This window comes from Nocardia puris (genome assembly GCF_003315035.1).
In the GTDB taxonomy this organism is placed as follows: Bacteria; Actinomycetota; Actinomycetes; order Mycobacteriales; family Mycobacteriaceae; genus Nocardia; species Nocardia puris.
The window spans coordinates 1-25,314 of sequence record NZ_QNRE01000015.1; the positions used below are offsets into that span (position 1 = coordinate 1).

The 25,314-nt window shown below is 68.9% G+C and carries 24 protein-coding genes; 11 read left to right on the forward strand and 13 right to left on the reverse strand.

Going from position 1 to position 25,314, the window contains the following annotated elements; all coding sequences use genetic code 11:
* Window positions 1–720 precede the first annotated feature (720 nt).
* The 8 genes from DFR74_RS28230 to mobF all read left to right on the forward strand — a co-directional run bounded on the left by DFR74_RS28230 (window position 721) and on the right by mobF (window position 13,801).
* Window positions 721–1,722, forward strand: coding sequence for an NADAR family protein (locus tag DFR74_RS28230; RefSeq protein ID WP_084537661.1), 1,002 nt, complete (start codon window positions 721–723; stop codon window positions 1,720–1,722).
* 743 nt (window positions 1,723–2,465) lie between these two features.
* The gene (locus DFR74_RS28235; protein ID WP_147265955.1) at window positions 2,466–3,269 is read left to right on the forward strand and encodes an LOG family protein; all 804 of its coding nucleotides are present in this window, start codon (window positions 2,466–2,468) and stop codon (window positions 3,267–3,269) included.
* A gap of 194 nt (window positions 3,270–3,463) precedes the next feature.
* On the forward strand, window positions 3,464–4,195 hold the full coding sequence (locus DFR74_RS28240; protein WP_067509371.1) for a hypothetical protein: 732 nt from the start codon (window positions 3,464–3,466) through the stop codon (window positions 4,193–4,195).
* A gap of 189 nt (window positions 4,196–4,384) precedes the next feature.
* Window positions 4,385–4,882, forward strand: a complete 498-nt coding sequence (locus DFR74_RS28245) for a single-stranded DNA-binding protein (protein ID WP_067509370.1) — start codon at window positions 4,385–4,387, stop codon at window positions 4,880–4,882.
* Window positions 4,883–5,210: 328 nt separating this feature from the next.
* Window positions 5,211–6,419, forward strand: a complete 1,209-nt coding sequence (locus DFR74_RS28250) for a hypothetical protein (RefSeq protein WP_067509366.1) — start codon at window positions 5,211–5,213, stop codon at window positions 6,417–6,419.
* A 35-nt stretch (window positions 6,420–6,454) separates the two neighbouring features.
* Window positions 6,455–6,769, forward strand: coding sequence for a hypothetical protein (locus DFR74_RS35610; protein WP_147265956.1), 315 nt, complete (start codon window positions 6,455–6,457; stop codon window positions 6,767–6,769).
* 160 nt (window positions 6,770–6,929) lie between these two features.
* The gene (locus DFR74_RS28255) at window positions 6,930–7,436 is read left to right on the forward strand and encodes a hypothetical protein (RefSeq protein ID WP_147265957.1); all 507 of its coding nucleotides are present in this window, start codon (window positions 6,930–6,932) and stop codon (window positions 7,434–7,436) included.
* A gap of 536 nt (window positions 7,437–7,972) precedes the next feature.
* The gene (gene mobF, locus DFR74_RS36280; RefSeq protein WP_157115837.1) at window positions 7,973–13,801 is read left to right on the forward strand and encodes a MobF family relaxase; all 5,829 of its coding nucleotides are present in this window, start codon (window positions 7,973–7,975) and stop codon (window positions 13,799–13,801) included.
* A 308-nt stretch (window positions 13,802–14,109) separates the two neighbouring features.
* On the opposite strand, the gene DFR74_RS28265 is transcribed toward mobF, so the two are convergent.
* From DFR74_RS28265 to DFR74_RS28275, 3 genes are all read right to left on the reverse strand, one after another.
* Window positions 14,110–14,496, reverse strand: coding sequence for a hypothetical protein (locus DFR74_RS28265; protein WP_067509362.1), 387 nt, complete (start codon window positions 14,494–14,496; stop codon window positions 14,110–14,112).
* 91 nt (window positions 14,497–14,587) lie between these two features.
* Window positions 14,588–15,280, reverse strand: coding sequence for a GIY-YIG nuclease family protein (locus tag DFR74_RS28270; RefSeq protein ID WP_113975328.1), 693 nt, complete (start codon window positions 15,278–15,280; stop codon window positions 14,588–14,590).
* 124 nt (window positions 15,281–15,404) lie between these two features.
* Window positions 15,405–15,761, reverse strand: coding sequence for a hypothetical protein (locus DFR74_RS28275; RefSeq protein ID WP_147265958.1), 357 nt, complete (start codon window positions 15,759–15,761; stop codon window positions 15,405–15,407).
* 80 nt (window positions 15,762–15,841) lie between these two features.
* Here DFR74_RS28275 and DFR74_RS28280 point away from each other — a divergent pair, with 80 nt between their 5' ends.
* Window positions 15,842–16,342: a hypothetical protein gene (locus tag DFR74_RS28280; protein ID WP_067509354.1), complete on the forward strand. Its 501-nt coding sequence runs from the start codon at window positions 15,842–15,844 to the stop codon at window positions 16,340–16,342.
* Here DFR74_RS28280 and DFR74_RS28285 read toward each other — a convergent pair.
* The 9 genes from DFR74_RS28285 to DFR74_RS28325 form a co-directional block, all read right to left on the reverse strand.
* A complete protein-coding gene (locus DFR74_RS28285) occupies window positions 16,317–16,514 on the reverse strand; it encodes a hypothetical protein (RefSeq protein WP_147265959.1) in 198 nt (65 codons plus the stop codon). The genes DFR74_RS28280 and DFR74_RS28285 overlap by 26 nt on opposite strands.
* Before the next feature lie 43 nt (window positions 16,515–16,557).
* Window positions 16,558–16,974: an NUDIX hydrolase gene (locus DFR74_RS28290; protein ID WP_324195204.1), complete on the reverse strand. Its 417-nt coding sequence runs from the start codon at window positions 16,972–16,974 to the stop codon at window positions 16,558–16,560.
* Between the two features lie 455 nt (window positions 16,975–17,429).
* Window positions 17,430–18,359, reverse strand: coding sequence for a hydroxymethylbilane synthase (hemC, locus tag DFR74_RS28295; protein ID WP_067509396.1), 930 nt, complete (start codon window positions 18,357–18,359; stop codon window positions 17,430–17,432).
* 10 nt (window positions 18,360–18,369) lie between these two features.
* On the reverse strand, window positions 18,370–18,957 hold the full coding sequence (locus tag DFR74_RS28300; RefSeq protein ID WP_067509349.1) for an O-methyltransferase: 588 nt from the start codon (window positions 18,955–18,957) through the stop codon (window positions 18,370–18,372).
* Window positions 18,957–19,934 carry a hypothetical protein gene (locus tag DFR74_RS28305; protein ID WP_170160808.1) on the reverse strand — a complete coding sequence of 326 codons (978 nt, stop codon included), beginning with the start codon at window positions 19,932–19,934 and terminating at the stop codon, window positions 18,957–18,959. The genes DFR74_RS28300 and DFR74_RS28305 overlap by 1 nt, the downstream gene beginning before the upstream one ends.
* Window positions 19,935–20,163: 229 nt before the next feature.
* Window positions 20,164–20,505, reverse strand: coding sequence for a hypothetical protein (locus tag DFR74_RS28310; RefSeq protein WP_067509345.1), 342 nt, complete (start codon window positions 20,503–20,505; stop codon window positions 20,164–20,166).
* Entirely contained in the window at window positions 20,502–20,990 is a 489-nt protein-coding gene (locus DFR74_RS28315; protein ID WP_147265960.1) for a DNA-directed RNA polymerase subunit beta, read from the reverse strand. The genes DFR74_RS28310 and DFR74_RS28315 overlap by 4 nt, the downstream gene beginning before the upstream one ends.
* Window positions 20,991–21,001: 11 nt before the next feature.
* Complete coding sequence (locus DFR74_RS28320; RefSeq protein ID WP_067509343.1) at window positions 21,002–21,424, reverse strand: hypothetical protein; 423 nt, start codon at window positions 21,422–21,424, stop codon at window positions 21,002–21,004.
* Between the two features lie 128 nt (window positions 21,425–21,552).
* Window positions 21,553–22,293, reverse strand: a complete 741-nt coding sequence (locus DFR74_RS28325) for a GntR family transcriptional regulator (protein ID WP_067509342.1) — start codon at window positions 22,291–22,293, stop codon at window positions 21,553–21,555.
* 97 nt (window positions 22,294–22,390) lie between these two features.
* Here DFR74_RS28325 and DFR74_RS28330 point away from each other — a divergent pair, with 97 nt between their 5' ends.
* Entirely contained in the window at window positions 22,391–23,500 is a 1,110-nt protein-coding gene (locus DFR74_RS28330) for a DUF1152 domain-containing protein (RefSeq protein ID WP_067509341.1), read from the forward strand.
* A 272-nt stretch (window positions 23,501–23,772) separates the two neighbouring features.
* A complete protein-coding gene (locus DFR74_RS28335; protein ID WP_113975330.1) occupies window positions 23,773–24,537 on the forward strand; it encodes a hypothetical protein in 765 nt (254 codons plus the stop codon).
* Between the two features lie 269 nt (window positions 24,538–24,806).
* Here DFR74_RS28335 and DFR74_RS28340 read toward each other — a convergent pair whose 3' ends face one another.
* Window positions 24,807–25,286 (reverse strand): hypothetical protein, encoded by a 480-nt coding sequence (locus DFR74_RS28340; RefSeq protein WP_228801752.1) that lies wholly within the window; start codon window positions 25,284–25,286, stop codon window positions 24,807–24,809.
* Window positions 25,287–25,314: the final 28 nt, after the last annotated feature.

Here is a 25,314-nt window from a genome sequence, read left to right on the forward strand (position 1 = left end):
AACAGGAGGACACCACCCCCGCAGAACTCACCGCCTGACCGAACAACCGATCACGCGGTGACCAACTCCGTTACACCACACCCCAGGACTTGACCTAGTCCCGTCTCGGGCCGTATGCCGTATGGTCGGCTTGTTGAGGTCGTAGGAGAGTTTCGAGGGCCTCGGTGATGGCGGGTGCGGCCGACGGCGGCGCCACCCCGCACCAGCGGCGCCCGTCACCGCTGGGTCATTCGGCGGCGGGTGATGTTGGGCGCCATCTGGGGTCAAGAGCGATGCCACCCAACCCGCGTTGGTGTGCTGCAACAGCACATCCACACCGATGGTGAGTTCGAGGCCGTCTGCGGCATCACGTTCGGCACGTGTAAGGCCCATGATCAGGTCAGGGGTTGTATCGCTCACGCTGCCGATCCTGCCCGATCGGCAGCGTGATCGGGGCTCATCGTTCAATCTCGGCCGCCACCCCGTGGCCAGGCAAGCGGCAAGGAGCACGAGGCCGCCGCGCCGCGGGCGAAGTGGGGCAAGCCGGCGGCGTGGAGTTCAGCCACCACGGTCGCCGCCGTTCCGTGTTCACCTGATCGGCTACGAGATCGGGCACGACTCGCGGCGTCGCTGGAACAGTTGGTAGCCGACGCTTCGACCGTCATCTGCTGACGCGAATGGCCTCAAGGATGTTCCGTCATTCTGCCCGTATCTGCTGGCGAGGTTACCGAAAGGTGATTCATGGCTTCATATTCGCACTCTTCGGTGGTCGAGGAATTCCGTGGGTCGTATTTCTTCCTGTCCAATTTCAGCAGGCATCCTGTGCGCTGGGAGGGCCGGCGGTTTCCTACTGCCGAGCATGCGTTCGCAGCTGCCAAGACCACCGATCCCGGTTGGGTCGAGCGCATCCAGGCTGCCCCTGATCCGCGGTCCGCCAAGGCATTGGGCCGTGAGTGTCCGTTGCGGCCCGGCTGGGACGACGATCGCAGGCGTGTGATGGCCGAGATCGTCGCATCGAAGTTCAATCACGACGGCGCGTTGATCGAACAGTTGCTCGGTACCGGAACACGGTTGCTGATCGAGGGCAACAGTTGGGGGGATCACTTCTGGGGGCGCAGTGTCCAGCGCGGAGCGCGCGTCCCGGTTGGTGCCAACCACCTCGGACGCATCCTCATGCAGGTACGGCGCGGCCTGTCCGGCCGCCCGGATTCCGCCTGGACGCGGGTAGCGCTCACCGGGCATCGCGAACACCTCATCGAGCCGCAGGATCGTGCATGGGTCCGCGGCGAACTGCGCCGGCTCGCGGTCAAGCTCCGCGACCAGCACCACACCGAGGTCGCCGCGTCCGGGTTGGCTACCGGCAGCGACCAGTGGTGGGCCGCGGCTGCCATCGACGCCGGGCTCGACGTGTGGGGTTACCAGCCCTTCCCCGGCCAGGCCGCCAACTGGAGTCCCGATCAGCAGGTCGACCACACCAACATAGTTGCGGCAGCCGCACGACTGGTCCTGGTCAGCGAGCAGTACGACACCTGCGCCTTTCAGCTGCGCAACCAGCTCCTGCTCGGTGACGCCGACGCGATCATCGCTGTCCACGACCGTCGAATCACGCAGGGAGGCACCGTCTCTGCCCTGCGCTCCTACGCGCAGGGCATGCCGGTCATCACCGTCGACCCTGCCACGCGCACGACCACCCTCCGCACGGTTTACCGCACCACCGATTCCGCCGTGCCGCCAACCCTTTGATTCTCTGCGCACCGCCCGTATCGGGGCGTGAGTCCCCAATCCACGACATCGAGGAGGTCGCCTGTGCGCGCACCGATCCCACCACGCCCGGACCCTGCCGCCGGTCGGCACGTGACGCGCGGATGGTGGAAGATTTCCCGGCCCTGCTACGACAAGTGGTGGCGGTGTCCCGGCTGGAACGGCGGCGGCCCGCATTTCGCTCGCCGCGTTCTGTGCACTGAGAAGGGGACCGGGTTCATCACCTTCGGGATGGACAAGGCCACGTACCACGCGCTGCCTGTGGGCACTCGCTATCCGCCTCTGTTCGCGCTCGGACGCTGTGATGGATGCGATGTCATCGTCCTCCCGCGTTGGGTCCGGCGGTTGTCGGTGCCGCAGTGGTGGAACCAGCTGCGCTCCTGGTGGCAGTACCGAGGCGAACCCAGGGTGTGGGTGGAAATCTATCGGCGGCGTATTCGCCGCTGTCTCAGCCATTTCCGGCCCACAGGCAGCGATCGGGATTGACGGGTGGACAGACCGGCAGGGTCGCGCTGGCGGCGGTCGCATTGGGGCTGCACCAGTGAACGCGGCGGAGGACGCCATCGCTCTCGAAGACCGCTGGTCCTGACCGACCAAGCCCGCGCGGTCACCGCGCTCCTGGGTCGCGGCCGCAGCCGATTCCCACCACCTCCCGCGCCGTGCGTCCCCTGCGCCGTGCGTCGCTCGTCCTGCGTCGCATCCGACCCGTAGCGAAGGAGCACCTGTTGATTTCTCGAACCCCCATGACCCCGCTCGGGTGGGCGGTGCTGGCGCGGGCCGGGCACATCAACCGCAGCGCAACGCATCGGTTGATCGATCGCTACGGTCTGCCAGCGGCCGCGGCCCGGCTGGCGCGCGGTCACGACGGATTCCCGGCCGGCCTTGCCGAGTGCGCCCGGTGCGATCTCGACCGCGCCGCCGCGGCGGGTGCGGTCCTGCTGACCCCCGCCGACTCGCGCTGGCCTCGCGCGCGGATGAACCGGCTCCGCGCGCACCGGCCGCTGGCGTTGTGGGTGTCCGGGCCTCTCGGGGCGTTGTCGCGGCCGAGCCGAGTGGCACTCCTCGGTGAAACCCCCGTGGCTGAACTCGCTGGCGAATTCGTCACGCGCGGTGTCGATGTGGCCCTCAGCGGCGACGCGGCCAGCGTGCCGAGCACGCCGGAGGCCGTCGGTGCCGGTGTTCTCGCTGTGTGTGGAGGTGGCCTGACGGCGGCCGATACAGGTTCACGGTCGGTCGAGGTGTATGCGAGTCGCCGCGCGGTGCTGGTCAGTGAAGCGCCGCCGGGCACGCTGGCGGATTCTGCGTCGCAACTCAGCGGGCATCGACTGCTCCTCGCGCTGTCCGACGCGGTCGTGATCAGCTCCGCGGGCCGGGGCATCGTCGCGAATGTCCGGGACTGGGCGGCGTTCCTGAACCAGCCGGTCCTGACCATGCCCTCGGCCACCGTGGCGGGCGCCGCTCCGGTCGGTCCCGGTCTGGTGGAACGCGCGATCACCGCGGCGACCCAGCACCTGGCGTCCGCGTCCTGACCCAGCCCGAAATCCCGGCCCGCGACGGACCCGCCGTACCGCGACCCGCTCGCCGACGCGGCCATCCTCGTCCGTGCCCCAGCCCACGTGCACCCAGTCAACGGCCGTGTTGCCCGCGGCGCCGCCTCATCGACCTCCAGGACTTCGTGATGAACCGATCTGATACACGACCACACCGACGCAGAACCATCGATGTGACAGGCCAACCGGATTCGGTCGAGAGCCCGTACTCGGTGGTGCAGTGGCACTGGCAGACCTACACCCTCCAGCGTCAGCCCTACACCGTCGTCGCGCTCGCGTCCGGTGTCCGCGCGGAACCCTCGGCGCGGATCATCGCCCGCGCCGCGGTCGACGTAGTGGTCGACGTCGGCGGGGCCGTGGATTTCCTGCGGTCACCGGATCGCCTCGTCGAGATCGCTCGCGTCGTGGTCGGAATGTTCGGCGCGTACGCCAGCGACAGCACCCCTTTCTGGGACTTCATCATCCAGCGTGACCCGACCCGCGCACCCGACATCGAGCTGCTGGTCGTCACCGCCACCATCGACGGCACCGTCTGTCTCGCGTGGGCCGGTCGCTGGCGCGCGGTCGTGCTCACCCGCTCCGACCATGTGCACGAGCTCGATCTCACCGCGCGCCCACCCCACGCGTACGCTGCGACACTGTCGCAGGTGGAGGATGCCGACAGCGGTCTGATCCACCGTGATCCCGCCCGCGAGGGCGACCAGCCTGCGCTGCTGGCGGTACTCAACGCCGTGGCCGCCGAGGTCCTGCCGACCGCCGCGATCGGATACGCCCTGCGTTGGGCACCCGACACCGACACCGCCGCCGCCTGGCTTCGACGGTGGGCGCGCCGACTCACCCCCACCACGAGCCCGCCCGCGACGCACGCAATCGACGCCATGGCCGTCGTTCTGAGCTTTCCGTGATCGGCGACCACCGCGCACCGGCCGCCGCGCGCGATACGCCCGCACGCCAGGTCAGTTTGTTGCCGCGTTCGGCGCGCTGATCGTCGAGCCGGGCCATGACGGCCCGGCTGTACCGCTCGCGCGTTCCGTCGCGCGCCGTTCGTGTCATCCGACGTTCGTATTCCCATTCCGTATTCGAAGGAGAGCCTTGTGGCTGGAGATACCACCCTCACTGTGATCGGAAACTTGACCGCCGATCCTGATCTGCGAGTGACCCCGGGAGGCGTCGCGGTAGCGAGCTTCACCGTCGCCTCGACCCCGCGGTTTTTCGATCGAATGTCTGGCGAGTGGAAGGACGGCGAGGTCTTGTTCCTGCGCTGCAACATCTGGCGCGAGGCCGCGGACAATGCCGTGGCCAGCCTGGTGCGGGGTTCGCGGGTGATCGTACAGGGGCGGCTCAAGCAGCGCTCCTTCGACACCCGCGAGGGCGAGAAGCGCACGGTGGTCGAGCTCGAGGTCGACGAGATCGGTCCCTCGCTGCGATTCGCCACCGCGAAAGTGTCCAAGACCAGCAGCGGTTCCTCGACCCGCGTGAGTCCCGCAGCGGACCTCGTCGGCGCCCGCGCCGGTGGCGGGGACGATCCGTGGGCCTCATCGGCATTCGGGGCCGGGGTGTCCGGAGACGGGCTCGATCAGCCCCCGTTCTGATCGTCGAGCCCGGGTTCGGGTGGTGGTGGGGCTGTCCGTCTGGTCGAGCGCCCCGCCTTCCTGAAGGGCTACCAGGTCGGCGCTCGCCGCGGCTGCGGGCCCGCGCCGGTCGGCAACCAATTCCGCGGGCGCGACGTTCGCTGCACCGCCGCCCGTGCGGTGCTCTGCGCACGGAATTGGTTCCCGCCCCCCTGGCGCGTTCCCTTCGCCGCGTCGCTCACCGGCCTGGTCCACGCCCTCCAGGCGGGTCGCTCGACCAGCCGCCCATCCCTCGTGCTGATGCTGCGCGTGGCTGGGTCACCGAAACCTCCGACGAGAGGACATTCCCATGTCTGAGCTCGCTACCGCCTTCACCACGGTGTCGGATCTGCTCGACGCCGGACGTCACGACGAAGCCCGGCGCGTGTTCGCCGACGCTGTCGCCGAGCACGCCACCGAAGCCGATCTCACCCGCTGGGGCCAGCTGCTGAAGGTGTTCACCTCGATGCCGTACCCGGTTGCCAGGGCCTACCTGCGTGGGGTGTGGCGCAGCGCCGACCCGGAGGTGCGGGCCTGGCTCGACCGCAACGTCTCCCGGACCGATCCGTGCCTGCACCGGCCCGCGGAGCCCGACACGTGGCGGCCCTGGCTGTACACCGTGCCGCTGGTCGCGGCCAGCTACCCCGTCCGGCGCATGATCGCCACCGACGACACCCCCCGCACGTACGGGGTCACGCCCTCGATCCCGACCGAGATCGCGGCACGGCGCGCCCGCCGCAAGCCAGAGCACATCGACGCGATCCGGTCCAAGCGCCGCCCCGTCCGCGAGCCCTACGTCGTGCGCGACTACATCTGGAATCAGTTCCTCGTCGACGCCGCGCCCGCGTTCGAAGCGAGCCCGTGGGATCGCGTCTACGTCGAGCAGGTCGCCGACCAGATCCGGCTCGAGCGTGACCGCCGTGGCCAGCGCACCCGCGAGGACTTCGACGCCGTCGCCGTGGCCAACCGGCGCACCGGTCTGCGGGTCCGCACCGACGACCGACCCCAGATCCTCTACGGCGGCAACGACATCGACTACGACACCTTCGCCATCAGTACCTCCCCGGTGTGGGTGTGCGTGTACTGCTTCGCCGAGCGCGCGTGTGCCGACCATTTCCAGACCGGGCCCGACGGCGCCCGGCTCAGCGACGACGGGCTGTGCGCGCAATGCCGTGACACCGACCGACCGGGGATCGCGCCGCTGGCGCCCGGATTCACCCTGGCCGATGAGGTCGGTGCGTACTGCCGGTTCCTCGCCCAGCACTACCCCGCCGCGGCGCGCGGGGTGCTCAACTCGCTACGCCTGCGCAGCAGCAGCCTGCGCGTGCGGGGGCTGCTCACCGCGTTCCTTGACCAGTTCGACGAATCCTCGACCGAGATCGCACAGGTGATCCCGCTTCAACCGGTGGCCCTGCGGAACGGGCGCTGCTTGGCCTGCCACATGCCCGACGAGATCATCGATGAGGACGATCTGTGCGACGAATGCCGCACCAAGTACGCGGCTGCGGTCCCGGCCTGACTCGGACCGGTCCCACAGTTCTCCGGTCCGCCGCGGTGTCATCGCCCCGCGGCGGACCGGATCGCCACCGGCGCACGCCCGATCCACCCCTGCGACAGTCCGCCACCGACACGTGCTGCACGCTGCGTGTCTGCCCCCGGCTGCGCCGCCATCCGATCCTCCGCGGCCGAGCACTTCTCGAAGCCGTGTTCGCCGCGTGCAATCTCGAGCACACCGGCCGCAGCGACGACGTACTCGGCCTGGACGTCAGCCGCCTCACCCGCTCACTGTCGGTCGGAGATGTCGCCGCCATCGACGACCGCTACTACGCCTGTAGTCCATGGGACTGGTACCGCATCGACACCCCCTGACCACCGGGCCTGCACCCCGTCCACGCGCCGTCCCGGGGTGCGCGGCACCAGGCCTCGCCCTTGAGCATCCGCTCACTCGAGTCCACCGCAAGCAAGGAGCGGTCCAATGGGATAGGACGGCGTCCGTATCGATCCACGCGCCGCATTGCCGCAGATCGCCTTGACCGAGTTCAGCCACGTCGTCGGCGGCCGGATCGTCGCCTACAACCACTCCAGGACGGCAACCAACGATCGCGTCATCTACGCCGCGGTCGCCGACCCCGACCGCCACACCGTCGACGCCTTCGTCATGCTCTACTACCGCGACCGTGACCACGAGGGCGCGGCCATCATGGTGTACAAGCCACTGCACGAGAACGCAGGCCCCTGCGCCACCCACGGTGTCTCGGCCCGTGTCCTGGACGCACTGACACCGACCACCAATCCCGACGCCCGTCGATGGCGCGCCGACGCCATCGCCGACCGGAAATGGGTCGCCGAATTCCATCGCGCACACCGCGAGGATGCCGCCGACCTCGCCGGTGCGGTGGTCGAGTTCGCCGAGCCCGTCGCCTATCCAGGGACCGGACTTGTCGACTGTGCTCGTCTCGTCTCCCCACCCGCGTCCTGCCGATCACCTTCCGCGACGCCGCTGGCAACCCCTGCGTCGTCGAGCATCCCACCGTGAGCGCACCCAAGAAACTGGTACCTCCACCGCTACGTCGTCCTCGGCTAAGGTCGTTGACGGAACGGCAGACTTCGCTTCGGCACCTCGCACCGACCGACCCGCATTCCCGTGCTCGGCTGAACTAGTTCGCCCGAGCGCCGACTGGCCGCACTCCTGCCGCCGTCTGCCGCGACCCTCCGTTCACCCGGCTCGAACGCGCTGCGCGGTGTCATCGCGCCGCGTCGCCGCGGACCGACCCGCCACCAGCGGCCAGCGCGCCTTCGCGCTGCCCCCGGTCCACCTCCATCCCCCGAGCGCACCCTCTCGCCGCCTACTCATCACCCTCATCCGATCACCCCGCGCCTCCGTTCCCACCCACCGTCCCGATCCAACCCCTCACCCCGACCTCCTCACCCCTCCGCCACCTCTACTTTTCTCCACATACCTCTTGCATCCAGGGTAACAATCCGATAACGGCCTGGTGATTTTACTTTTTTGGTGTTTTCAGCGTCATTCCGAGTCCTTTCTTTTTTCTAGTTTCGGGGGTGAATAGGGGGGTGACTGCGACGATTCACAAGATCGTGGCGGGGACTGGTTATCTGTATTACCTGCGGAGGGTCGCTGCCCACGATGATCCCGGCCGGGGGCGTTCTGCGTTGGCGGACTACTACTCGGCGCGGGGGGAGTCGCCGGGACGCTGGCTCGGGTCGGGATTGGCCGCGCTGGGGATCGCGGTGGGCGAGGAGGTCACCGAGGCCCAGATGCGGAATTTGCTCGGAATCGGTGTGCATCCCAACGCCGAACGGGTGGAAGAGGATCACTTCGACGCGCAGATCGGCGCGGGCGCGAAGCCGAAGGACGCGCGCCGGGACGCGCAACGCGCCGCCGAGTTGGGGAGTCGTTTCCGGGTCTATCCCGACGTCACCGACTACCGGAAACGCTGCGGGCAGGCGTTCGCCGCGCACAATATCGCGCACGGCGCGGCCGCCGACACCGACATTTCCGACGATACTGCGGCGCGTATTCGGACCGAAGTCGCACAACAAATGTTCACCGAACAGTATCGGCGTGGCCCGTTGGATGAGCGGGAATTGTCGGCGTGGGTGGCGTACGCGGTGCGGCCCACCGCGGTCGCGGTGGCCGGATTCGACGTCTGTTTCTCGCCGACGAAATCCTTTTCGGTGCTGTGGGCGGTCGCCCCGAAAGCGGTCGCCGACAAACTCGAGCTCGCCCACCGGCGCGCGGTGGGCGACGCGCTCGAGTGGCTCGAGACCCGCGGAATCTATACGCGCCTGGGTCGCAACGGTGTCCGCCAGGTCGACGTCGAGGGTGTCGTGGCAATGGCGTTCGAGCATCGCGCGAGTCGCGCGGGGGACCCCGACCTGCACACTCACGTGCCGATAGCCAACCGTGTCCGGGTGCGGGACGGTCCCTCGGCGGGGGCATGGCGCACTCTCGACGGGGCAGCTCTCTACCAGGTCGTGGTCGCGGTCAGCGAGATCTACAACACCCGCCTCGAGCACCACAGCGAAGACTTAGTCGGTGTCGAATTCGCCGATCGGCCCGGCACCGATCCACCGATACGCGACATCGTCGGGGTTGCGCCGGCACTGATGCGGCGCTGGTCGAGCCGTGACGCCGCGATCACCGCGCACCTCGACGCGGCCGCCGCTGCGTTTCAGCAGGCCATGGGGCGTGAACCGACCGCGGGCGAGGTCTACGAGCTGACCCAGCGCGCGATCCTGGCGACCCGGCCGGCCAAGCCCCCGCAACGCACCCGCGCCGAGGAACGCCAGCGGTGGCGCGCCGAGGCGATCGAGGAACTGGGCAGCCGAGCGGCGGTGGCCGGCATGGTCGCCGAGATGCTCGACCCGGTCCGCCCGGCCCGGCCGGCGCCCAGCGCGAACTGGATCGCCGCCACCGCCGCCCGGGTGGTGGCCGCGGTGTCGGCCAAACGAGCGATCTGGCGGCCCCACCACATCACCGCCGAAACCCAACGCCAGCTACGCGGCGCGATCGCCCCCCGCGACTGGCCCCGGCTCTCGCGCGCGGTCGAGGACGCCGCACTGCGCGCCGACGATGTGATCGCACTCGGTGATCCGGACGCGGCAGTCGAGCCCGGGCTGCGGGCCACGCCGGCCATGTTCCGCCGCCGCGACCACACGCTTCTGCACACTCGCGCCGGCACCCAGATCTACACCAGCACAACAGTGCTCGGCATCGAAGCTCGCCTGGTGGCGTTGGCGACGCGGCGCGGCGGGCGCACCTTGGCCCCCGGCACCGTCGCCGCGGCGATCGACCGCTACACCCGCGCACACCCGGACCGGCCGCTGCTGGCCGGGCAGATCGCGCTCATCGAAGCGTTCGCGACCTCCGAGCTGCGGATCCGCACCGCCGACGCACCCGCCGGATCGGGCAAAACCACAGCGATGCGGGTGCTCACCGACGCCTGGCACGACAGCGGCGGCAGCGTGCTCGGGCTCGCGCCCACCGCGACCGCCGCCGCGATCCTGGGCGAGTCGATCGGTGCGCGCGCCGAAACCGTTGATCGGCTGCTGCACGTCCTGAGCCAGCACGTAGCACGGCCGGACAACCCCGCACAGTTCACCGAACACCCGCCGCCGCTACCGGATTGGGTCCACCGCATCGGCACCGGCACGCTCGTGATCGTCGACGAGCACGTCCTGCTGCCCGACCGCAAACGTCTGCGTCTGCTGCAGTTCCTGGATCGCGTCGGCGCGACCGTGCGCTGTGTCGGGGACACCGCGCAGCTACCCGCCATCGACGCCGGCGGCGCCTACGCCGACATGGCCGCCGCCTCACCGGAGCCGCCGCTGACCCTCACCCACGTCGTCCGTTTCGCCGACCCTCGCGAAGCCACGGCCAGTCTGAGCATCCGCGCCGGTGATCCCCTCGCGCTGGGCTGGTATCTCGACGAGCAGCGTGTGCACGGCGGGCACCGCGGCTCGAGCCTCGATGACGCCTACACCGCCTGGCGCGCCGACATCGACGCCGGGCGCGACGCGGTCATGCTCGCGGCCACCCACCGCGACGTCACCGAGCTGAACCGGCGCGCCCGCGACGACCGGCGCGCCCGCGACGGCACCGAACCCGGACCCGAATGCGTACTCGCCGACGAACTGCGCGCCTCGATCGGGGACGTGATCAGGACCCGCGAGAACGCCCCCCGGCTGCGGTTCGGGCTCGACGACTGGGTCCGCAACGGCTACCTGTGGACCGTCAACGCCGTCGGTGAGGACGGCAGTATCACCGCCACGCACCGCCGCGACGGCCGCGACACCGGCCATCAGGTCGTGCTTCCCGCCGACTATGTCGCCGCGCATGTGCACCTCGGCTACGCGACCACCATCGACTCCGCCCAGGGCATCACCACCGACACCGCGCACGTCGCCCTCACCGGAGCCGAGTCCCGCCAGCAGCTCTACGTCGCGCTGACCCGGGGCCGCTACGCCAACCACCTCTACCTCGCCACCGCGCTCGCTGGCGCTGAAGGCGACGAATACGGTCTCGGCGCGGCGTGGCCGCGCACCGCCGTGGAGGTGCTGACCGGCATCCTCGACCGCGATCGGCACGCGAAATCAGCCCACACCACCCTGCGTGAGGCACTCGAACCACGCGCCCGACTCGGCCACGCACTCGACATCTACCTCGACACCGTCGCCATCTATGCGGAGAACACCGTCCCCGCCCAGACGCTGGCCGCGATCGACTCCGCCGCCGAAGCCGTGCGCGCCGGTCTGTCCCGCGCGCCCGCCTGGCCGGTCCTGCGCGCGCACCTGGCGCTGCTCTCACTCACCGGAACCGACCCCGTCATCGCCCTGCACGAGGCCGCCGCCGAGCGCGAACTCGACACCGCCGATGACCCCGCCGCGGTGCTGGACTGGCGTCTGGACCACTCCGGCGAGCACTCCGGAACGCTCGGACCGCTGCCCTTCGCGCGCGTCTGGCCCCACGGAATCGACCTCACCACCAGCCCCGACCTCGCCCACATCGCCGCCCGCAGCGCCGTCGTCACCGCACTCGCCGACGAGATCACCGCCACCGCACACACCTGGACGGGCACGACCGCACCCGCCTGGGCGCGCCCGTTCCTCGACACCGACCGCGCCCTGCTCGCCGACCTCGCCGTGTGGCGGGCCGCGCTGCATGTGCCCGACACCGACCTCACTCCCACCGGACCGCGCCGCTACCCGGTCCGTGAACGCCGCCACCAATCCCATCTCGATACCCGCGTGCACGCCGCGATCGGCGACCCGAACCGGCCCGCCCACCGCTGGCAGCCCTGCGCCGACACCATCGACACCCGTCTCACCGACGATCCATCCTGGCCGGTGATCGCCGACCGCATCGACACCGCGGCCCGCTCCGGCCTGCCGATCACGACCATGCTCACCACCGCCGCGGGCACCCGGCCGCTGCCCGACGAACTACCCGCCGCCGCGCTGTGGGCGCGGCTGGACCTCGAACCCGCCGGACTCGACGCCGCCAGCGGCCCGCTACGCCCCGCCTGGACCACCCAACTCGCCACCATCCTCGGCGCCGACACCGCCGCCCACGTCCTCGCCGACACCGCCTGGCCTCGCCTGGTCGCCGCCGTCGACACCGGAATCCGGCACGGCTGGACACCCACCGACCTACTCACCACCGCCCACGAACTCATCCTCACCGCCACCACCGACGACACCCCGCCCCTGCGACCCCACCAACTCGCCACCGCCCTCACCTGGCGCATCGACGCCCTGCTCCACGCCGACACCACACCCGAGGAAACCCCCATGCCCGAACCCGAACCCACCCCCGAACCCGGCCCGACACGCAGCCCGCACGAACACACCCTCGCCGAGATCGCCGCCCTGCTCCACGCCGGACACCTACGACAAGCCCGCACCCACTTCACCGCCGCCACCGCCCGCCTCAGCGACGAGCAACGCGACATCCTGCACCGCATCACCGAAACGCTCTACCGCTACCCCTACACGACCGCCGTCGCGCGCCTCCGCCACGCCGCCGCCCATCTCCACCCCGACCACGCCGACCTCATCACCGCCTGCATCCCCGACACCGACCCCCACACCTACCAGCCCCCACCCGCACAACCCGCGCAACCCGTCCAACCCCACACCCGCCGCACCGCCCCCGACCGCCGCCGCGCACCACGCGACCCCGCCCACACCCGCGCCGAGCAAGACACCCAGCAATACTTCGATCGCCGCGCCGACATCGACGACCGGCCCGGCCACTATCCGATACCCGACACCTGGCACGAGGAGCGCTACTACCGCGCACCCCAACGCACAACCGGCGTCATACAAAGTGACCAGCAGCGCTACCCGGACACCGACGCCGGCCCCGACACCGACCGCACCGCCACCGCCCCCGCACGCCACCTGCCGTGCGTGGACTGCGGCCTCGACCGCCCCCGCATCGACTCCCACCCCCAGCCGCCTCGGCGCAGCGACGACGGACTGTGCGGCGAGTGCCGCGACCTCGACCGGCCCGCCATCCCCGACCACGACCCGAAACACCACATCGCCGCCCGCTGCACCCACCTAGCCTCCCTGCACCCACCCGAACAACTCATCGGCCTACTGCACCGCGACTGGCGTATCGCCGCCCCCGACCAGCGCGCCGCGATCACCACCTGGATCGACACCCACCCCCGATATCACCCGCTGCGCCGGCTCACCGACCACGAACTCCACCAGCGCATCACCGAACTCGAACAACACCTCGCCCTCGCCGGCACCGACGACTACCTGTACTCACCCGCCAACCCACCCACACCCACCACCGACGACGACCGCGCCCGCCAAGCAATCCGCGCCGCCCGCACCGCCGAACACCGACGCGACCTCGCCGAGCAACGCGTCCTCGACGCCGCCGCCGAAATCGCCCACCACCAACGCGCCCTCGACACCACCCTCGAACACCCCCGCACGCACGGGAACCCGAACCAAGACCCATTCCCCGATCGCCACCGCACCGACCGCGAACTCCTGCAACGCGCCCTCGACGACGCCACACGACGCCACCAGCAACGCCTCCAGACCCGCACCGCGGCCCGCCGCCACGCCCACCGCACCCACCAGCAAGCCACCCTGCTCGCCGGCGCACCCGACACCTGGGACGACACCCTCACCCGCACCACACCCACCGCTCGCCCCACCCACACCGACGACAACCTCGACGACATCCGCGACCGACTCGACACCCTCCACCGCGAACGCCGCCGCCGCGACAACCCCACCAGCCCGAACCCCCAGAGCGAGGACCCCGCGCAACTTCAAGCATCGCCCGAGTACCCCGACCCCGAACCGAATACGACCGCACCGCACAACGACCACGGCCTGGCCCCCGAACCCTGACATCCGCACCAGCGAACCGCGCAGAACGGATCGAGCGCGGTTCGCTCCACGACCGGGCCGCTGCGTCAGCGCGCTCCGGACCTTACGGCTCAGTGATGATCGGGATCCACCGGCCAGGAATCAGCAGGCGTGGGCGAGGTTGGCCGAGGAGCAGATCCGCACACAGCTGCATCAACTCGAGCACGGGGAAGGACGAGTTCGACCCCAAGATGTTGCGTGCCAAACGCCCTGCCTACCAGCCAGGCTGGACCATTACCGGCGACAGCTGAGCCCGCCGCGGCATCGACAGCCACGCGGCAGGCCGCCGACTATCGCGCGATCCCGCGATCGGGTCCTCGACCGCGGGTGAGACGGGCGCGCAGCGGCTGCGAGGTCAGGTAGTTCGTCGTCGAACGGGGCGCGGTCACCGCGGCTTCGGGAGGGTGGGCAAACCCGGCCCTCACCGCTTCCATCTGCGCGACCCGGTCGGCGGCTTTCGCCCGGCGGGTGGCCTTGTGCAACGCGATCCACGCGCGTTCACGCACCTCGAGCATCGCCTCGAAGTAGCGGTCGCTCCACTCACCGCTCTCCAACTCGCGGTCGAGCCGGGTGAGGTGCTTGTTGAGCTGATCGGCCCGCCACGTCGACGGCGTCGGCACCCGGCGTAGCTCCTCGATCACCTCAAGGTACTGATTCTCCAATGTGGTGTCGTCCATGGCGTTCTCCCCGCAGCAGCCGATGTTGCGATCAGATTAGGCAACCCGTCGCCGCCGCGCGGACACGATGCGGCGACGGGCCGTCACCGGGTCAGGACCCGAGGTCCTCGTTCAGGACGAAGGTGCGCTTCTTCGGTGGCTCCATGAACGAATCAGCCAGGTCGGCGTACTTCTTCTTGAACGCGGCATTGTCGTAGGTCGTCTTCTGGAACGGCTCCCACAGCTCCGGGTGTTCGGCTTGGGCGCGGGCGGCGTTGAACCAGCGCACCGAGTCGGCCTTGTCGAAGGTCGCGATCCCGGCGATTCCACGGTTCTTGCCGATCGCGAGCATGATCGCCCGGCGCAACGGTTCGGCTTCGGCGTTGAGCCGGCGCAGGTCGGCTTCGATCGCGACCAGGCGGCGATGCGCGGCCACGACGTCTTCGGACGCCTCGATCACGGTGTCGTCGTTATCGACGGTTTCCAGCTCGGCCAGCTCGGCTTGCTGGGCCAGCTCGGCCGGCAAGACCTCGTCGAGGTAGCGGCGCAGCTCGTCCATTCCGGCGCGGACCTCGTCCTCGGTCAGCCGGTAGACCTCCTTGCGGTGCTGGCGCAGCCGCGCGACCCACAGGCGTTTGAGGAACCGTTCGCCCTCGAGCGGGTGGTCTGTCTCGACGTAGTCGAACAGCTCGAGCTTGCCCGAGGATCCGGTGCGCAGCGAGCTCTGCCGCTGCGACAGAGTCGTCGCCTTGCCGATCTTGAACAGCGAGCCGGTGTCGTACTGCGAAACATAGGTGTAGCCCATCAACGTCCCCTGCCACGTGAAATGTGCTCTCGCCCAACCGAGAACACGACCAGATCCACATGGTCGCACCAGCCACCGACAACTTTCGCCGGAACCAGATCGCCGGGTTGGGTTGCCGCAGTGGCTATTCCGGTTGCTTGCCGATCACCTGTGCCAACAGGGTGCGGGCGCGGACCTCGGCGTCGGCGCGGTCACCGGCGCCCTGTTCGTCTCCGTGGCCACCACGATCTCGCCAGATCTGCTCGGCGAGGAATCGGGCGTACTGTTCGGCTTCGACCTCGAGCAGCTCACGGGTGTGCTGGGCGCGCGCGGCCGCCGCCTCGACCGGGTGCTCGCGCTCCCATTCGGCGACCGCGCGGCACTGCTCGCTCAGCAGCCGCGAGCGGCACGCTCTCGCGATCCACCCGGACAGGTCACCGTCGGCCGCGGCCTCGACTTGCGCCATCAGGACATCATCGAGACATATCAACGTGGTCGCCATCGGCCAACGATAGGCCGCCACCGTGAACGAGTCGGGTCGATCGGGGCCCCGAATCCGCAGGGCTGGGCGAAGATTGGCCGATGGGCTCACCCCAGCGATTCACACTCACCGACCAGGGCCTTCTTCCCACCGGAACCGATGTCGCGGCCGTGCTCGCCGAGGGCGACGAACGGGCACTTCACGCGGTATGGAACACCTACCACCATCGACGCACTGCGCGCGATGTCCTCGACGCCATCGATGAGGGCGATTTCTCCAGCGGGTGCACCTTTCCCGACGATGCCCACGCCGCCGACGCGGCCCTGCGCGAACATCCGGTCGTCACCCCGGCTCAGGCGTTGGAGGCCAATAGGCGCCTGGTCGCCGCGCTCACCGGCAACCGGTGGCAGGTGATCAGCGACGCCCGCGCGGGCGGGGACAGCTGGTCGGCGATCGGATCGGCCCTGGACCTGCCCAACACCGACGAGCAGCAATGGTTCACCCGCAAGACCCGCGAACACGCCGAACACAGCCACAACCGGCGCGAGGTCGACCGCGCCGAGATCGCCGTGCACTTCAGCGATGACCGTCGGGACCGCTAGGTTCGGGCGCGGCCGCCCCGGAGGTGGGGCGCCGCCGTGCCGGTCGCGCGGTCAGGCCGAGCGCGGCGGTGATCGGCATCCCGGTCATCCCCGGCCCCGCCGCGCGGCGCAGGTGGCCGGGCAGCTGAATCAGCAGACCGTGCAGCAGCGCCCCGGCCTGGGCCCTACGCAACAAGGTGATGGTGTGGTAGGTGTAAACGCTGACCCGTCATGGCCTACCAGGTTGGCTTGCCATCGTGAAGGTATGCGACGTGGTTGGTTTCGCGTGCGTGGAGTGCTGCTGTGACGCGTGAGTACACGTAGGGTCGCAGGCGCTGTTCAGCGTGTTCGGTGGTGACGAATTCGAATGCGTCGAGTTCGTCGTCGTTGAGGTGTAGTTGCTGGATTTGTTCGATGGAGGGTTGGCCGATGTCGAAAACAAACATCAGTGAGTCGTCCCAGACGTTGTGTGGCGAGACCCAGTCGATGCAGAGCAAGGACAGGTGGGTGTCCAGGTGGAGTCCGAGTTCTTCGCGCAGTTCGCGGCGTAGGGCGTGGTCGGGGGGTTCGTTGGCTTCTGCCATGCCGCCGGGTAGGTCCCAGTCTGCGTCAGCCCCCAGGCGATTTGCTGCCGACTGGGGTGCTCGTCGGATGTCCCCCTGTTCTCAGGCGGGGGGACATCTTCAATTTCGGAGTGATTCCGAATCTCCTTGCACTGCGTGCGATCTGCCGCGCTCATGGATTTGAGCGAAGCGCGAAATTGGCTTCCGGCTGGACTGGGGCGGTGCAGGCGGGCTTCTGCCGAGCGGAACGGACGAATTCATGCCGGACTCTCCCTCGCTAGTTCTATAGGTTCCCATGTATCTAAATGATCCACCTGCGGCAATCGGTCGGCTATCGCACACAACTAGTGGCCATGGACGAGCCGCTGATACGTCCCGGGGGAAGGGATGTATCAGCGGCTCGATGTGGCGTAGGCCTGGCGCGGTGCGCCATCTACGCGTCGGGCCGATAGGGGGAATCGGCCCTCGGCACCCACATTACGCTTCGATCAGCAAATGTGAAGCATTCTCATCTGGAAATTCTTGTCACAACGACACGGCGGGTATCAGTGCGGGATCGCGTCGATCAGTCGACGAGCACCCTGGCGCAGCAGATTCGAGCCGATGAAGAATCCCAACGCATCGGGGTCTTCGGCGACCCCCCAATCCTGAGCATCGAGCCACTGAGAGCCGTCAGCGGAGAACACGGTCCCGCGCAATTGGATCCGTCCGCCTGGCGCATCGGTGGCCAATCCCGCGATCGGGGAATTGCAGTGTCCTTGCAGGGCGTGGAGCATCGCCCGCTCGGCGGCAGCGTGACGGCGGGTGCGGCCGTCGTCGAGCTGGGCGGCCAGCGTCAGCAGCTCGGCGTCATCGGCGCGGCACTGCAACGCGATGATGCCCGCTCCGATGGGCGGGCACATCTCCTCCACGGTGAGGGTTTCGGTGATGCGGTGCTGCTGACCGACGCGGTGAAGACCCGATACCGCGGCGATGAGAGCGTCGAAGTGCCCTTCGTCGAGGCGAGCCAGCCGCGAATTGACGTTGCCGCGCAACGGCTGGATATCCAGGTGTGGATGCCGCAGCTGCAATTGCGCCCTTCGACGGACCGAACTGGTGCCGACGACAGCACCGGCTGGCAGGTCGGCCAGCGCCAACCCGGATCGACTGATCACCGCGTCGTGGACGTCCTCACGGGGCAGGTACGCGGCGAAGGCCAGTCCCTGCGGAATGGGGATGTCGCCTGGGATGTCCTTGAGGCAGTGCACCGCCAGGTCGGCGTCACCGCTGAGCAGCGCGGCGTCGATCTCCTTCACGAACGCGCCCTTTCCCCCCAGGGCGGCGAGGTCGCCCATCCACCGGTCACCGGCAGTGGTGAGCTTGACGAGTTCGGTGTCGGCGCCGAGCGCGGCCAGGCCGGCGGCGACTTGCTCGGCCTGGTGTACCGCCATCGGGCTCGACCGGGTGGATATCCGAATGGTGCGTGACCGCGACATGGCGGGCACTCTACTCGGCCCGCTTCGTGCCGACGATCAGACCGCTGTCCCAGTCCAAGACCGAGAGCAGAAGCGTTGTCTCATCGCCGATTTCGCGCATCAGCTGGTCGACGCGCGCCTGATGATCGGCTGGCCAGGTGTGCTGGGGCAGCAGGTCGTCGACGACCCAGATACCGCCCGGCGTGAGCCGAGACAGCAGCTGATCCCGGTCGTGGAACTTCCCCGGTCGGCAGTCGACGAACGCGAGGTCGAACATGCCGTGGTCGCTGGCAAGGAACTCACTGGCGTCGCCGATATGTGTGGTGACTCGGTGGTCGCTGCCCACCACGTCGCGGGCGATCTCAGCGACCGGCGGGTCGGCGTCGACGGTGACCAGCCGGGCGGTGGAGTCCATGCCGTCTAGCAGCCAGGCCGCGCCGACTCCCACCCCGGTGCCGAGCTCGAGGATGCGGCCGCCGGGCTTCGTCGCGGCGAGCGTGCGCAGCAGCGCGCCGGTTCGGTCCGTACACGACATCTGGAATCCCGCGGACAGTGCGCGTCGCTGGGCGTGGATGACCAGCGGCGGCACGGTGATCGGTGGTGCGGTGAGAGTGGGCATCACTTCTCCTCGGTGAGCAGGCGGGCGGCGCGGGTCGCGTCGTAGGTCATGATCAGGTCGGCGCCTGCTCGCTTGAGCGAGCGCAGGTATTCGAGCAGGACCGCATCCGAGGCGGTCGCGAACATCTGGGACTCCCCCAGTGGTGAGAACGCGGTCAGCGGAACGTGGGTGCTCGCTCGCAGTTTGGTCAGCACGTCGATCGAGGTCATGGCAGGCTGGACCAGTGCGGAGTCCGCGCCCTCTCTGATCCAGCGCTCGGCCTGCAATAGCGCGAGTCCGGCGCGGTCGGGATCGATCTGGAAACCTCGTCGGTTGCCGCGGCCGGGTTCGGTGTTCATCGCGGATTTGTAGGCGGTGAACAGGGCGCTGTCGAAGATGACGCTGGGGGTGATCGCGACGTCGCCGAATCCTCGCTCGTCGAGGACGCGTCGGATCTCCATCACCGAGCCGTCGAGTACCGCTGCCGGGCCGATGATGTCCGCGCCGGCCTGGGCATGCAGCGTGGCCATCGACGACATCAGGGTGTAGGTCGCGGCCAGATCGGTCCGGCCATGGTCGTCGAGCACGACGCATTCGCCGGTGTCGGTCCACGCGCAGCCACATACCTCGGTGGAGATCACCATTCCCGGAACCGCCGCACGAACGGTCTGGATCGACTGGACCATCAGGTTGTCCGGGGCGATGGCGGCGGTGCCCGCAGGGGTCTTGTTCTCGACGAAGGCGAACAGCTTGATCGCATGAACGCCCAACGCCCACAGTTCGTCGGCGAAGGCGGGTAGACCACTCAGCCGTACCGCCGTCGGGATGTGACGATAGGTCTCGGGGCTTCGGTGGTCCGGCTGCACCAGCACCGGAGCGATCAGGTCTGCGGGCGTGAGCAGTTCACGGTGCAGCAGCGCCCTGACTCGGCCGCGGGCACGAGTAGGGGTGACGCCAGTTACCTCGCGGCGGGCACGGACGGGAATCGTAGTGGTCATCGGCGGTGTCTCCTTGTCGGATGATGGTCGAAACGTGTTCGGCATGAGTGGATTCAGGACTCAGTAGCTGCGAGTCGGCAGTGGCGGCGATTGCGGTGTGCCGTGCTAGTAGGTCCCGGTCGGCGTCGAGGATCTGAGGATGGCGCTGCGGCAACGCGGGGCCTTTGCCAGCGAGCAGTTGAACAAGCGTTGATCGGCTGGGCCGACAGAAGCAGGACGTCGGGGGCATTCACTGCAGGCTCCCCCGCGGGCGGTCGATCGGTTCCTCGTCACCGAAGCGGTTGAACAGCAGCTCGTGGAGGGCGTTTGTCGGCGTCATTCGGCCTGCGCGGATTTGTGCCCGCAGCGCGGCGCGTTTGCAGGCACAGTCCTCGGCAGAGCACGACTTGTGCTTCTGGGTGAGTTCGTGGGCGCGATCGGCGGACAACGGCCGCGCGGGTGCGCGGTGTGCGAGATCCGCGTGTATATCCGATACCGAGATTCCGTGCGCGTCTCGCGACCACCACATGTTCATCGCGACGAGGACGGCGATCCCGACTGTCAGGACGGCCCCGACGACGAGTGCGGTCATTGCTGTCTCGCCGGCGCGACGCAATCCAGAATTGCTTGGGCAACTACCGCTCCGGACGGCAGTGGCGCGGTCGGCGGTTCGACCCAGTACCGCAGGTTCTCGTGCCACTCGGTGGGCGCAGGCAGCGCGATCTGTGTTCCGGAGCGGGCCAGTGCTACCTGGTGCCGGAAAAGCCGGGCGCAGGTGACTTGGTCGTTGGGTGCGTTGCCGGTCACCAGTAGCGTCCAGCGCTTGGAGCGGGGGTGCGAGATCACCGGGCCGAGGTCGATCTGCCTGGCACGCAAGTGATTACGGACTTTGGTCGCCAGTTCGGCGGGCATGGTCAGCCCCGCCAGGCGGCTGTTGGCGACGACGATGAGCCGCCCTAGGTCCACCTGGACACGCGCGTCGATCCCGTGCGCGCGGTAGAACTCGCAGTGCGTGTGCAGGGCCGACGGCCCTGCTGCCGACGAGGGGTGCTGTGCTTCCGCAGCTACAGACGTCATGGCTGCCCCCCTCAACTGCCCAGAGCGACAGGCGAACCAGCGGTGCGCGACCAGCCACTGGCCACGGCCAGTGCCCGACCCAACAACCACGACCGGGACACCGATACCGGATATGGCTCCGGCTCGGCGGCGGTCCGGATCGGAATCCGTGACATCTCGGCGACGTCGCACAACTCCAGCATTCGAGCCGTCTCATTGAGTGTGAGGCCGATGGGCCGCACCATCGCTTCGAGTTCACGCCACCGTGGGTCGGCTGGGGGGAGCGGCAGAACCTCGCTGATCGTGTCGGCCAGGACGATCAGTGCCAGCGCCTGATCGGCGGTGAAGGTTCGGCCCCGCATCGGCGGACAGATCCACCGCCCCGCCCCGACCGCCACCGCGCACACCGCCGACCTGTCGGTGCGAATCCCCTTGCAGTCCATCTCGACGGTCATCTCGGCCCGTCCCTCCGCGATGTGGCTTGGTGAGGCGCGCGTCCGGCGCCACTATTGGACTATGCCACTTTAGAGGCCAGTGGCATAGGCCACTTGGTCGATGACCGAAAAATTTTCGGAGAGCGAGATCAGAGGGTGATCGGATATTCCTGACGGAACGTCCACGTCGACGGAGGGTAGACAGCCTCGTCGACTTGCAGCGGAGTCTCACCGGGACCGTAGGCGACCAGCCAGTAGACCAGCACAGCCGATCCGTGGTCGAGCCGGAGATAGTCCGCCTCGGCCTCCGTCGCGACGCGGGCGCTGACCTGATCGCGAGCGAATGACGCACGCAGTCCCAGCGTTTCAGCCAGATACCGCAGTGTCCCTCCCCGAATGCGCTCCGGGGTCAGCAAGGCCGGGGCAGTCTCCGCGAGCTCGGCCGGGAACCAGCTGGTAGAGAACTCGATCGGACGGTCGTTGGTGATGAGTCGGCACCGCCGAATGACCTGGGAGTCCGGGTCGATTCCGAGCGAGCGCGCGACATCGGCTGGCGCGTCGACGATTCCGACACTCGGAAAGCTGACGCTCTCCGCGTCGCTGTACATCGTGCCCAACGCGGCCGCACGCTCATACCGCTCGCGAGCACGTGGCGCCGCCGCGACGTCACGCACGATCGTGCCCGACCCCACGCGTGACTCGACCAGGCCCTGCGAACGAAGGACCGCCACCGCACTGGATGCGGTCGGCCGTGAGACGCCCCAGCGTTTGGCCAGTTCCCGTTCCGAGGGCAGCTTGTCGCCGGGCCGCAGGTCGCCGCGAACGATCTCGTCACGCAGCGCGCTGGCGATTTGCTTGTACGGCGCTGCGACCTGCTCGATGTTCGGCACAGCAACTTCCTCTCGTGGGCGACCTAGTACCCTAGGCCACTAGCCACATTAGCCACTTTTTCGCTCGACGACAGTAGGCAGACTCATGAGGAATGCAGTGGCCTTCGCCGCAGGTGGTGGCGGGGATGCCATCTCCGCCGCCGTGCTCGGACATGCGCTCGCCGATCAGATTGCAGTCTCGGCCATCATGAGCTGGTCGTGGGACCGGCTGCTCATGGACCCCTTGCCCGGTCCACGCAGTGCAGCCGACTTCGACGGTCTGATCGACCATGGATCCGGCCTTTACGAGGTCGGACCGAATGCCAGCCTGAACACCGGGGGGCTGTCGACACTCCCCCGCCTCGCCAACCATACGAACGTGCCGATGCTGTTGGCTGATCCGGAACACGGCGCCGTGGGACTGAGCCGTCAACTGAGGCGGGCGGCGAAGGTTTTCAACGCAGACCTGCTACTGGTGGTCGATGTCGGAGGCGACATCCTGGCAGCCGGACACGAACCCGGCCTGCGCAGCCCACTCGCCGACTCGCTCGCCCTGGCCGCGGCCGTCGGGACCGGATTGCCGACGGACGTTCTTGTCACGGGACTGGGCCTCGACGGCGAGCTCGCCCTCGACGAACTCGAGCATCGGCTTGCTCGACTTGAGGCCGCTCGGCTGATCGATCTGCAGCCGCAGGACGCCGCCGAGCTGGACGGCGTGTGGCAATGGCACCCATCTGAGGCGAATGCACTGCTTGCCGTCGCCGCGGCAGGCTGGCGTGGACGCGTCGAGTCTCAACGCGACACCACGATCGTCGTTGACGGCCGCTGCACCACGGTCTTCCGCGTCGAGGCGGGCCGACTCGCCAACGACTCGATCGCTGCCGACCTGGCCTCAGTCGGCACCCTCGACCACGCCGAACAGCTAGTCCGTGCCCGACGGGGCATCAGCGACATCGACATCGAGCGAAAACGGCTCGTCGTGCGGCGCCAGCCACGCACTTCGGGCCTTGACGCGCTCGACTTCCTCGACCGATACGTTCAGGATGCCGCGAATCGCGGGACCGACGCCCTGACCATCCGGCGTGTTCTCGAACTCACTGACGCGACAAGCCCCACTGCTGCCACGACCATCCGCGAACACCTTCGCCGGCGCCGACCGGAAAACTTCCTGCCACCCCTATATCTCACCTCGCCCTGCCCAGGGCCGGCGACTGTCGAAGGCCAGTAACGCACTGGCCTGGGGTCACTTCGGGGACGGAGGCCCATTCGGTCCAGCTCGGCGCCATCCGAAGGAGTCCGTCGGTGACCACCGTCCGTGTCGAGATCACCGGCGGCCTGGCGGTCGTCGAACCGGCTGCGGCACTGTCGTTTCCGCTGCGGTGGCTAGCGCCAGACGCTACGACGCAGGCCGCTCACCTGGGAATATGCGCGGGTCACCGTCGCCAACGGGGTGTCGCATGCCGTATCGTTCGAACGTATGTGCGATGCGATCGGCGGCGGATGAGTGCCCCGGCGCGCCGGTCCGGTGCGCTGGATCCGGCGCTGGCGGGTCGGTCGCGCGACGAGCAGCTGGCGGAGCTGCGGGGCCGCATCGCTCGGGTCGACGGCCGGATCGGCGCGGGCGCGCGGGCCCGGGTACGCGCGGCCGACGTGCTCGAGGTGCCCGGCGCCCTCGGCGACGTGCTGCCCGACGGCGGGCTCGCGCGCGGAACGACAGTGCGGTGCGGGCGGGGCAGCGTGCTGACCGGCCTGCTCGCCGCGGTCACCGGCGGCGGCCGCTCGGCCGCGGTCGTCGGTGGTACCTCCCTGGGCCTGCTGGCAGCCCACGAGATGGGCGCGCAGCTCGATCGACTGGCCCTTGTTGACCCGACGCGCGGCGACCCGGGTGAGGTGGCGTCCGTGCTGCTGGACGGCCTGGACCTCGTTGTGCTCGACGTCGACGACATCGTGGTGCCGCCCTCACGCTGGAAAGTCATCACCGCGCGGGCCCGCGCGAGCGGGTCGGTGCTGATCGTGTCCGGACGGCACGTACGCACACCGGGCACGAACCTGGATCTGTCGGCGCATCCGATCGGCTACACCGGCCTGGGGCGGGGCCACGGCCGCGTCCGCGCGGTGCACCTGGAGGTGACCGTCACCGACCGCGCCGGACAACCGCGTCGTTCCCATCTGACGCTCGCCGCGGCCGGTGACGGTAGCGTCCGGTGGGAGCCTTACGCGGCACCCGCCCAGGCCGTGCATCCGCGATTTTCGCGTACCGGGTGAGCTGGCGAGGACTCGAGAGCGATCGATCCGCCGCTCCACGAGGTCGCTCATACTTTCCCCTGAGGCGTCGGTGCAGTCTTGGGCTGCGATCAGAGGGTTCGCCTTGGAGACAGTGTCTGCATGGCGATGCGGCCAGGCTTGGCCCATCCGCGTGCCAGTCATACTGTCCCGATGATCTTTTTCGCCTGTGCCGCGTGCGAGCAACCGCTCACCGGTGACCTCCGAGAGTCGCAGATGTTCCCGGCCAGGCACGGCCGGCGCGCGACAGCCTAAGGCGTGGGGCGGCGGCCGCGGCGGGGCGAGGCCGCGGCCCGGCGGGGTCGCAGCGCGTAGGCCGGGACGAGTTGATCGGCCAGGACCAGCGGATCGCGGCGGCCGTCGGCGTAGGCGATCGAGTAGGTGACGCGACCCATCCACCAGCCGTCGACGCTGGGCACCCAGTGGCTCAGCCACCCCGGGCGCTCGCCGCGCATGTCCAACCCGGCCCCGTTGACATGGCAAGGTGCGCCCGGATCCCGGATCAGCACCGCGTCCAGCCGTACCCATACCGGCCTTGGAGCCTGCACCACGGTGCGAGCGAAATGCCCTGTGGCGTCCGGATACAGCAGTTCCGGCTCGGTGCCCTCGGTCCTGGGCGCACTGGGATCGACCCGCGGGGTCGGCACGTCGGCGGACGGCGACATTTCGGCGCCATCGGGTGTCGACGTTGGTCCGCCCATCGGATCGCCACCCTCCGATCTCGAACGCATGTTCGATAGAATACCGTACGGTTCGCTC

Bases quoted from the DNA above. Each gene is read 5' to 3' on its own strand.
- DFR74_RS28230 (WP_084537661.1), top strand. From the start codon at position 721: ATGGCTTCATATTCGCACTCTTCGGTGGTCGAGGAATTCCGTGGGTCG.
- DFR74_RS28250 (WP_067509366.1), top strand. From the start codon at position 5,211: ATGTCTGAGCTCGCTACCGCCTTCACCACGGTGTCGGATCTGCTCGAC.
- DFR74_RS28265 (WP_067509362.1), bottom strand. From the start codon at position 14,496: ATGGACGACACCACATTGGAGAATCAGTACCTTGAGGTGATCGAGGAG.
- DFR74_RS28270 (WP_113975328.1), bottom strand. From the start codon at position 15,280: ATGGGCTACACCTATGTTTCGCAGTACGACACCGGCTCGCTGTTCAAG.
- DFR74_RS28275 (WP_147265958.1), bottom strand. From the start codon at position 15,761: ATGGCGACCACGTTGATATGTCTCGATGATGTCCTGATGGCGCAAGTC.
- DFR74_RS28280 (WP_067509354.1), top strand. From the start codon at position 15,842: ATGGGCTCACCCCAGCGATTCACACTCACCGACCAGGGCCTTCTTCCC.
- hemC (WP_067509396.1), bottom strand. From the start codon at position 18,359: ATGTCGCGGTCACGCACCATTCGGATATCCACCCGGTCGAGCCCGATG.
- DFR74_RS28300 (WP_067509349.1), bottom strand. From the start codon at position 18,957: ATGCCCACTCTCACCGCACCACCGATCACCGTGCCGCCGCTGGTCATC.
- DFR74_RS28305 (WP_170160808.1), bottom strand. From the start codon at position 19,934: ATGACCACTACGATTCCCGTCCGTGCCCGCCGCGAGGTAACTGGCGTC.
- DFR74_RS28310 (WP_067509345.1), bottom strand. From the start codon at position 20,505: ATGACCGCACTCGTCGTCGGGGCCGTCCTGACAGTCGGGATCGCCGTC.
- DFR74_RS28315 (WP_147265960.1), bottom strand. From the start codon at position 20,990: ATGACGTCTGTAGCTGCGGAAGCACAGCACCCCTCGTCGGCAGCAGGG.
- DFR74_RS28320 (WP_067509343.1), bottom strand. From the start codon at position 21,424: ATGACCGTCGAGATGGACTGCAAGGGGATTCGCACCGACAGGTCGGCG.
- DFR74_RS28335 (WP_113975330.1), top strand. From the start codon at position 23,773: ATGAGTGCCCCGGCGCGCCGGTCCGGTGCGCTGGATCCGGCGCTGGCG.
- DFR74_RS28340 (WP_228801752.1), bottom strand. From the start codon at position 25,286: ATGCGTTCGAGATCGGAGGGTGGCGATCCGATGGGCGGACCAACGTCG.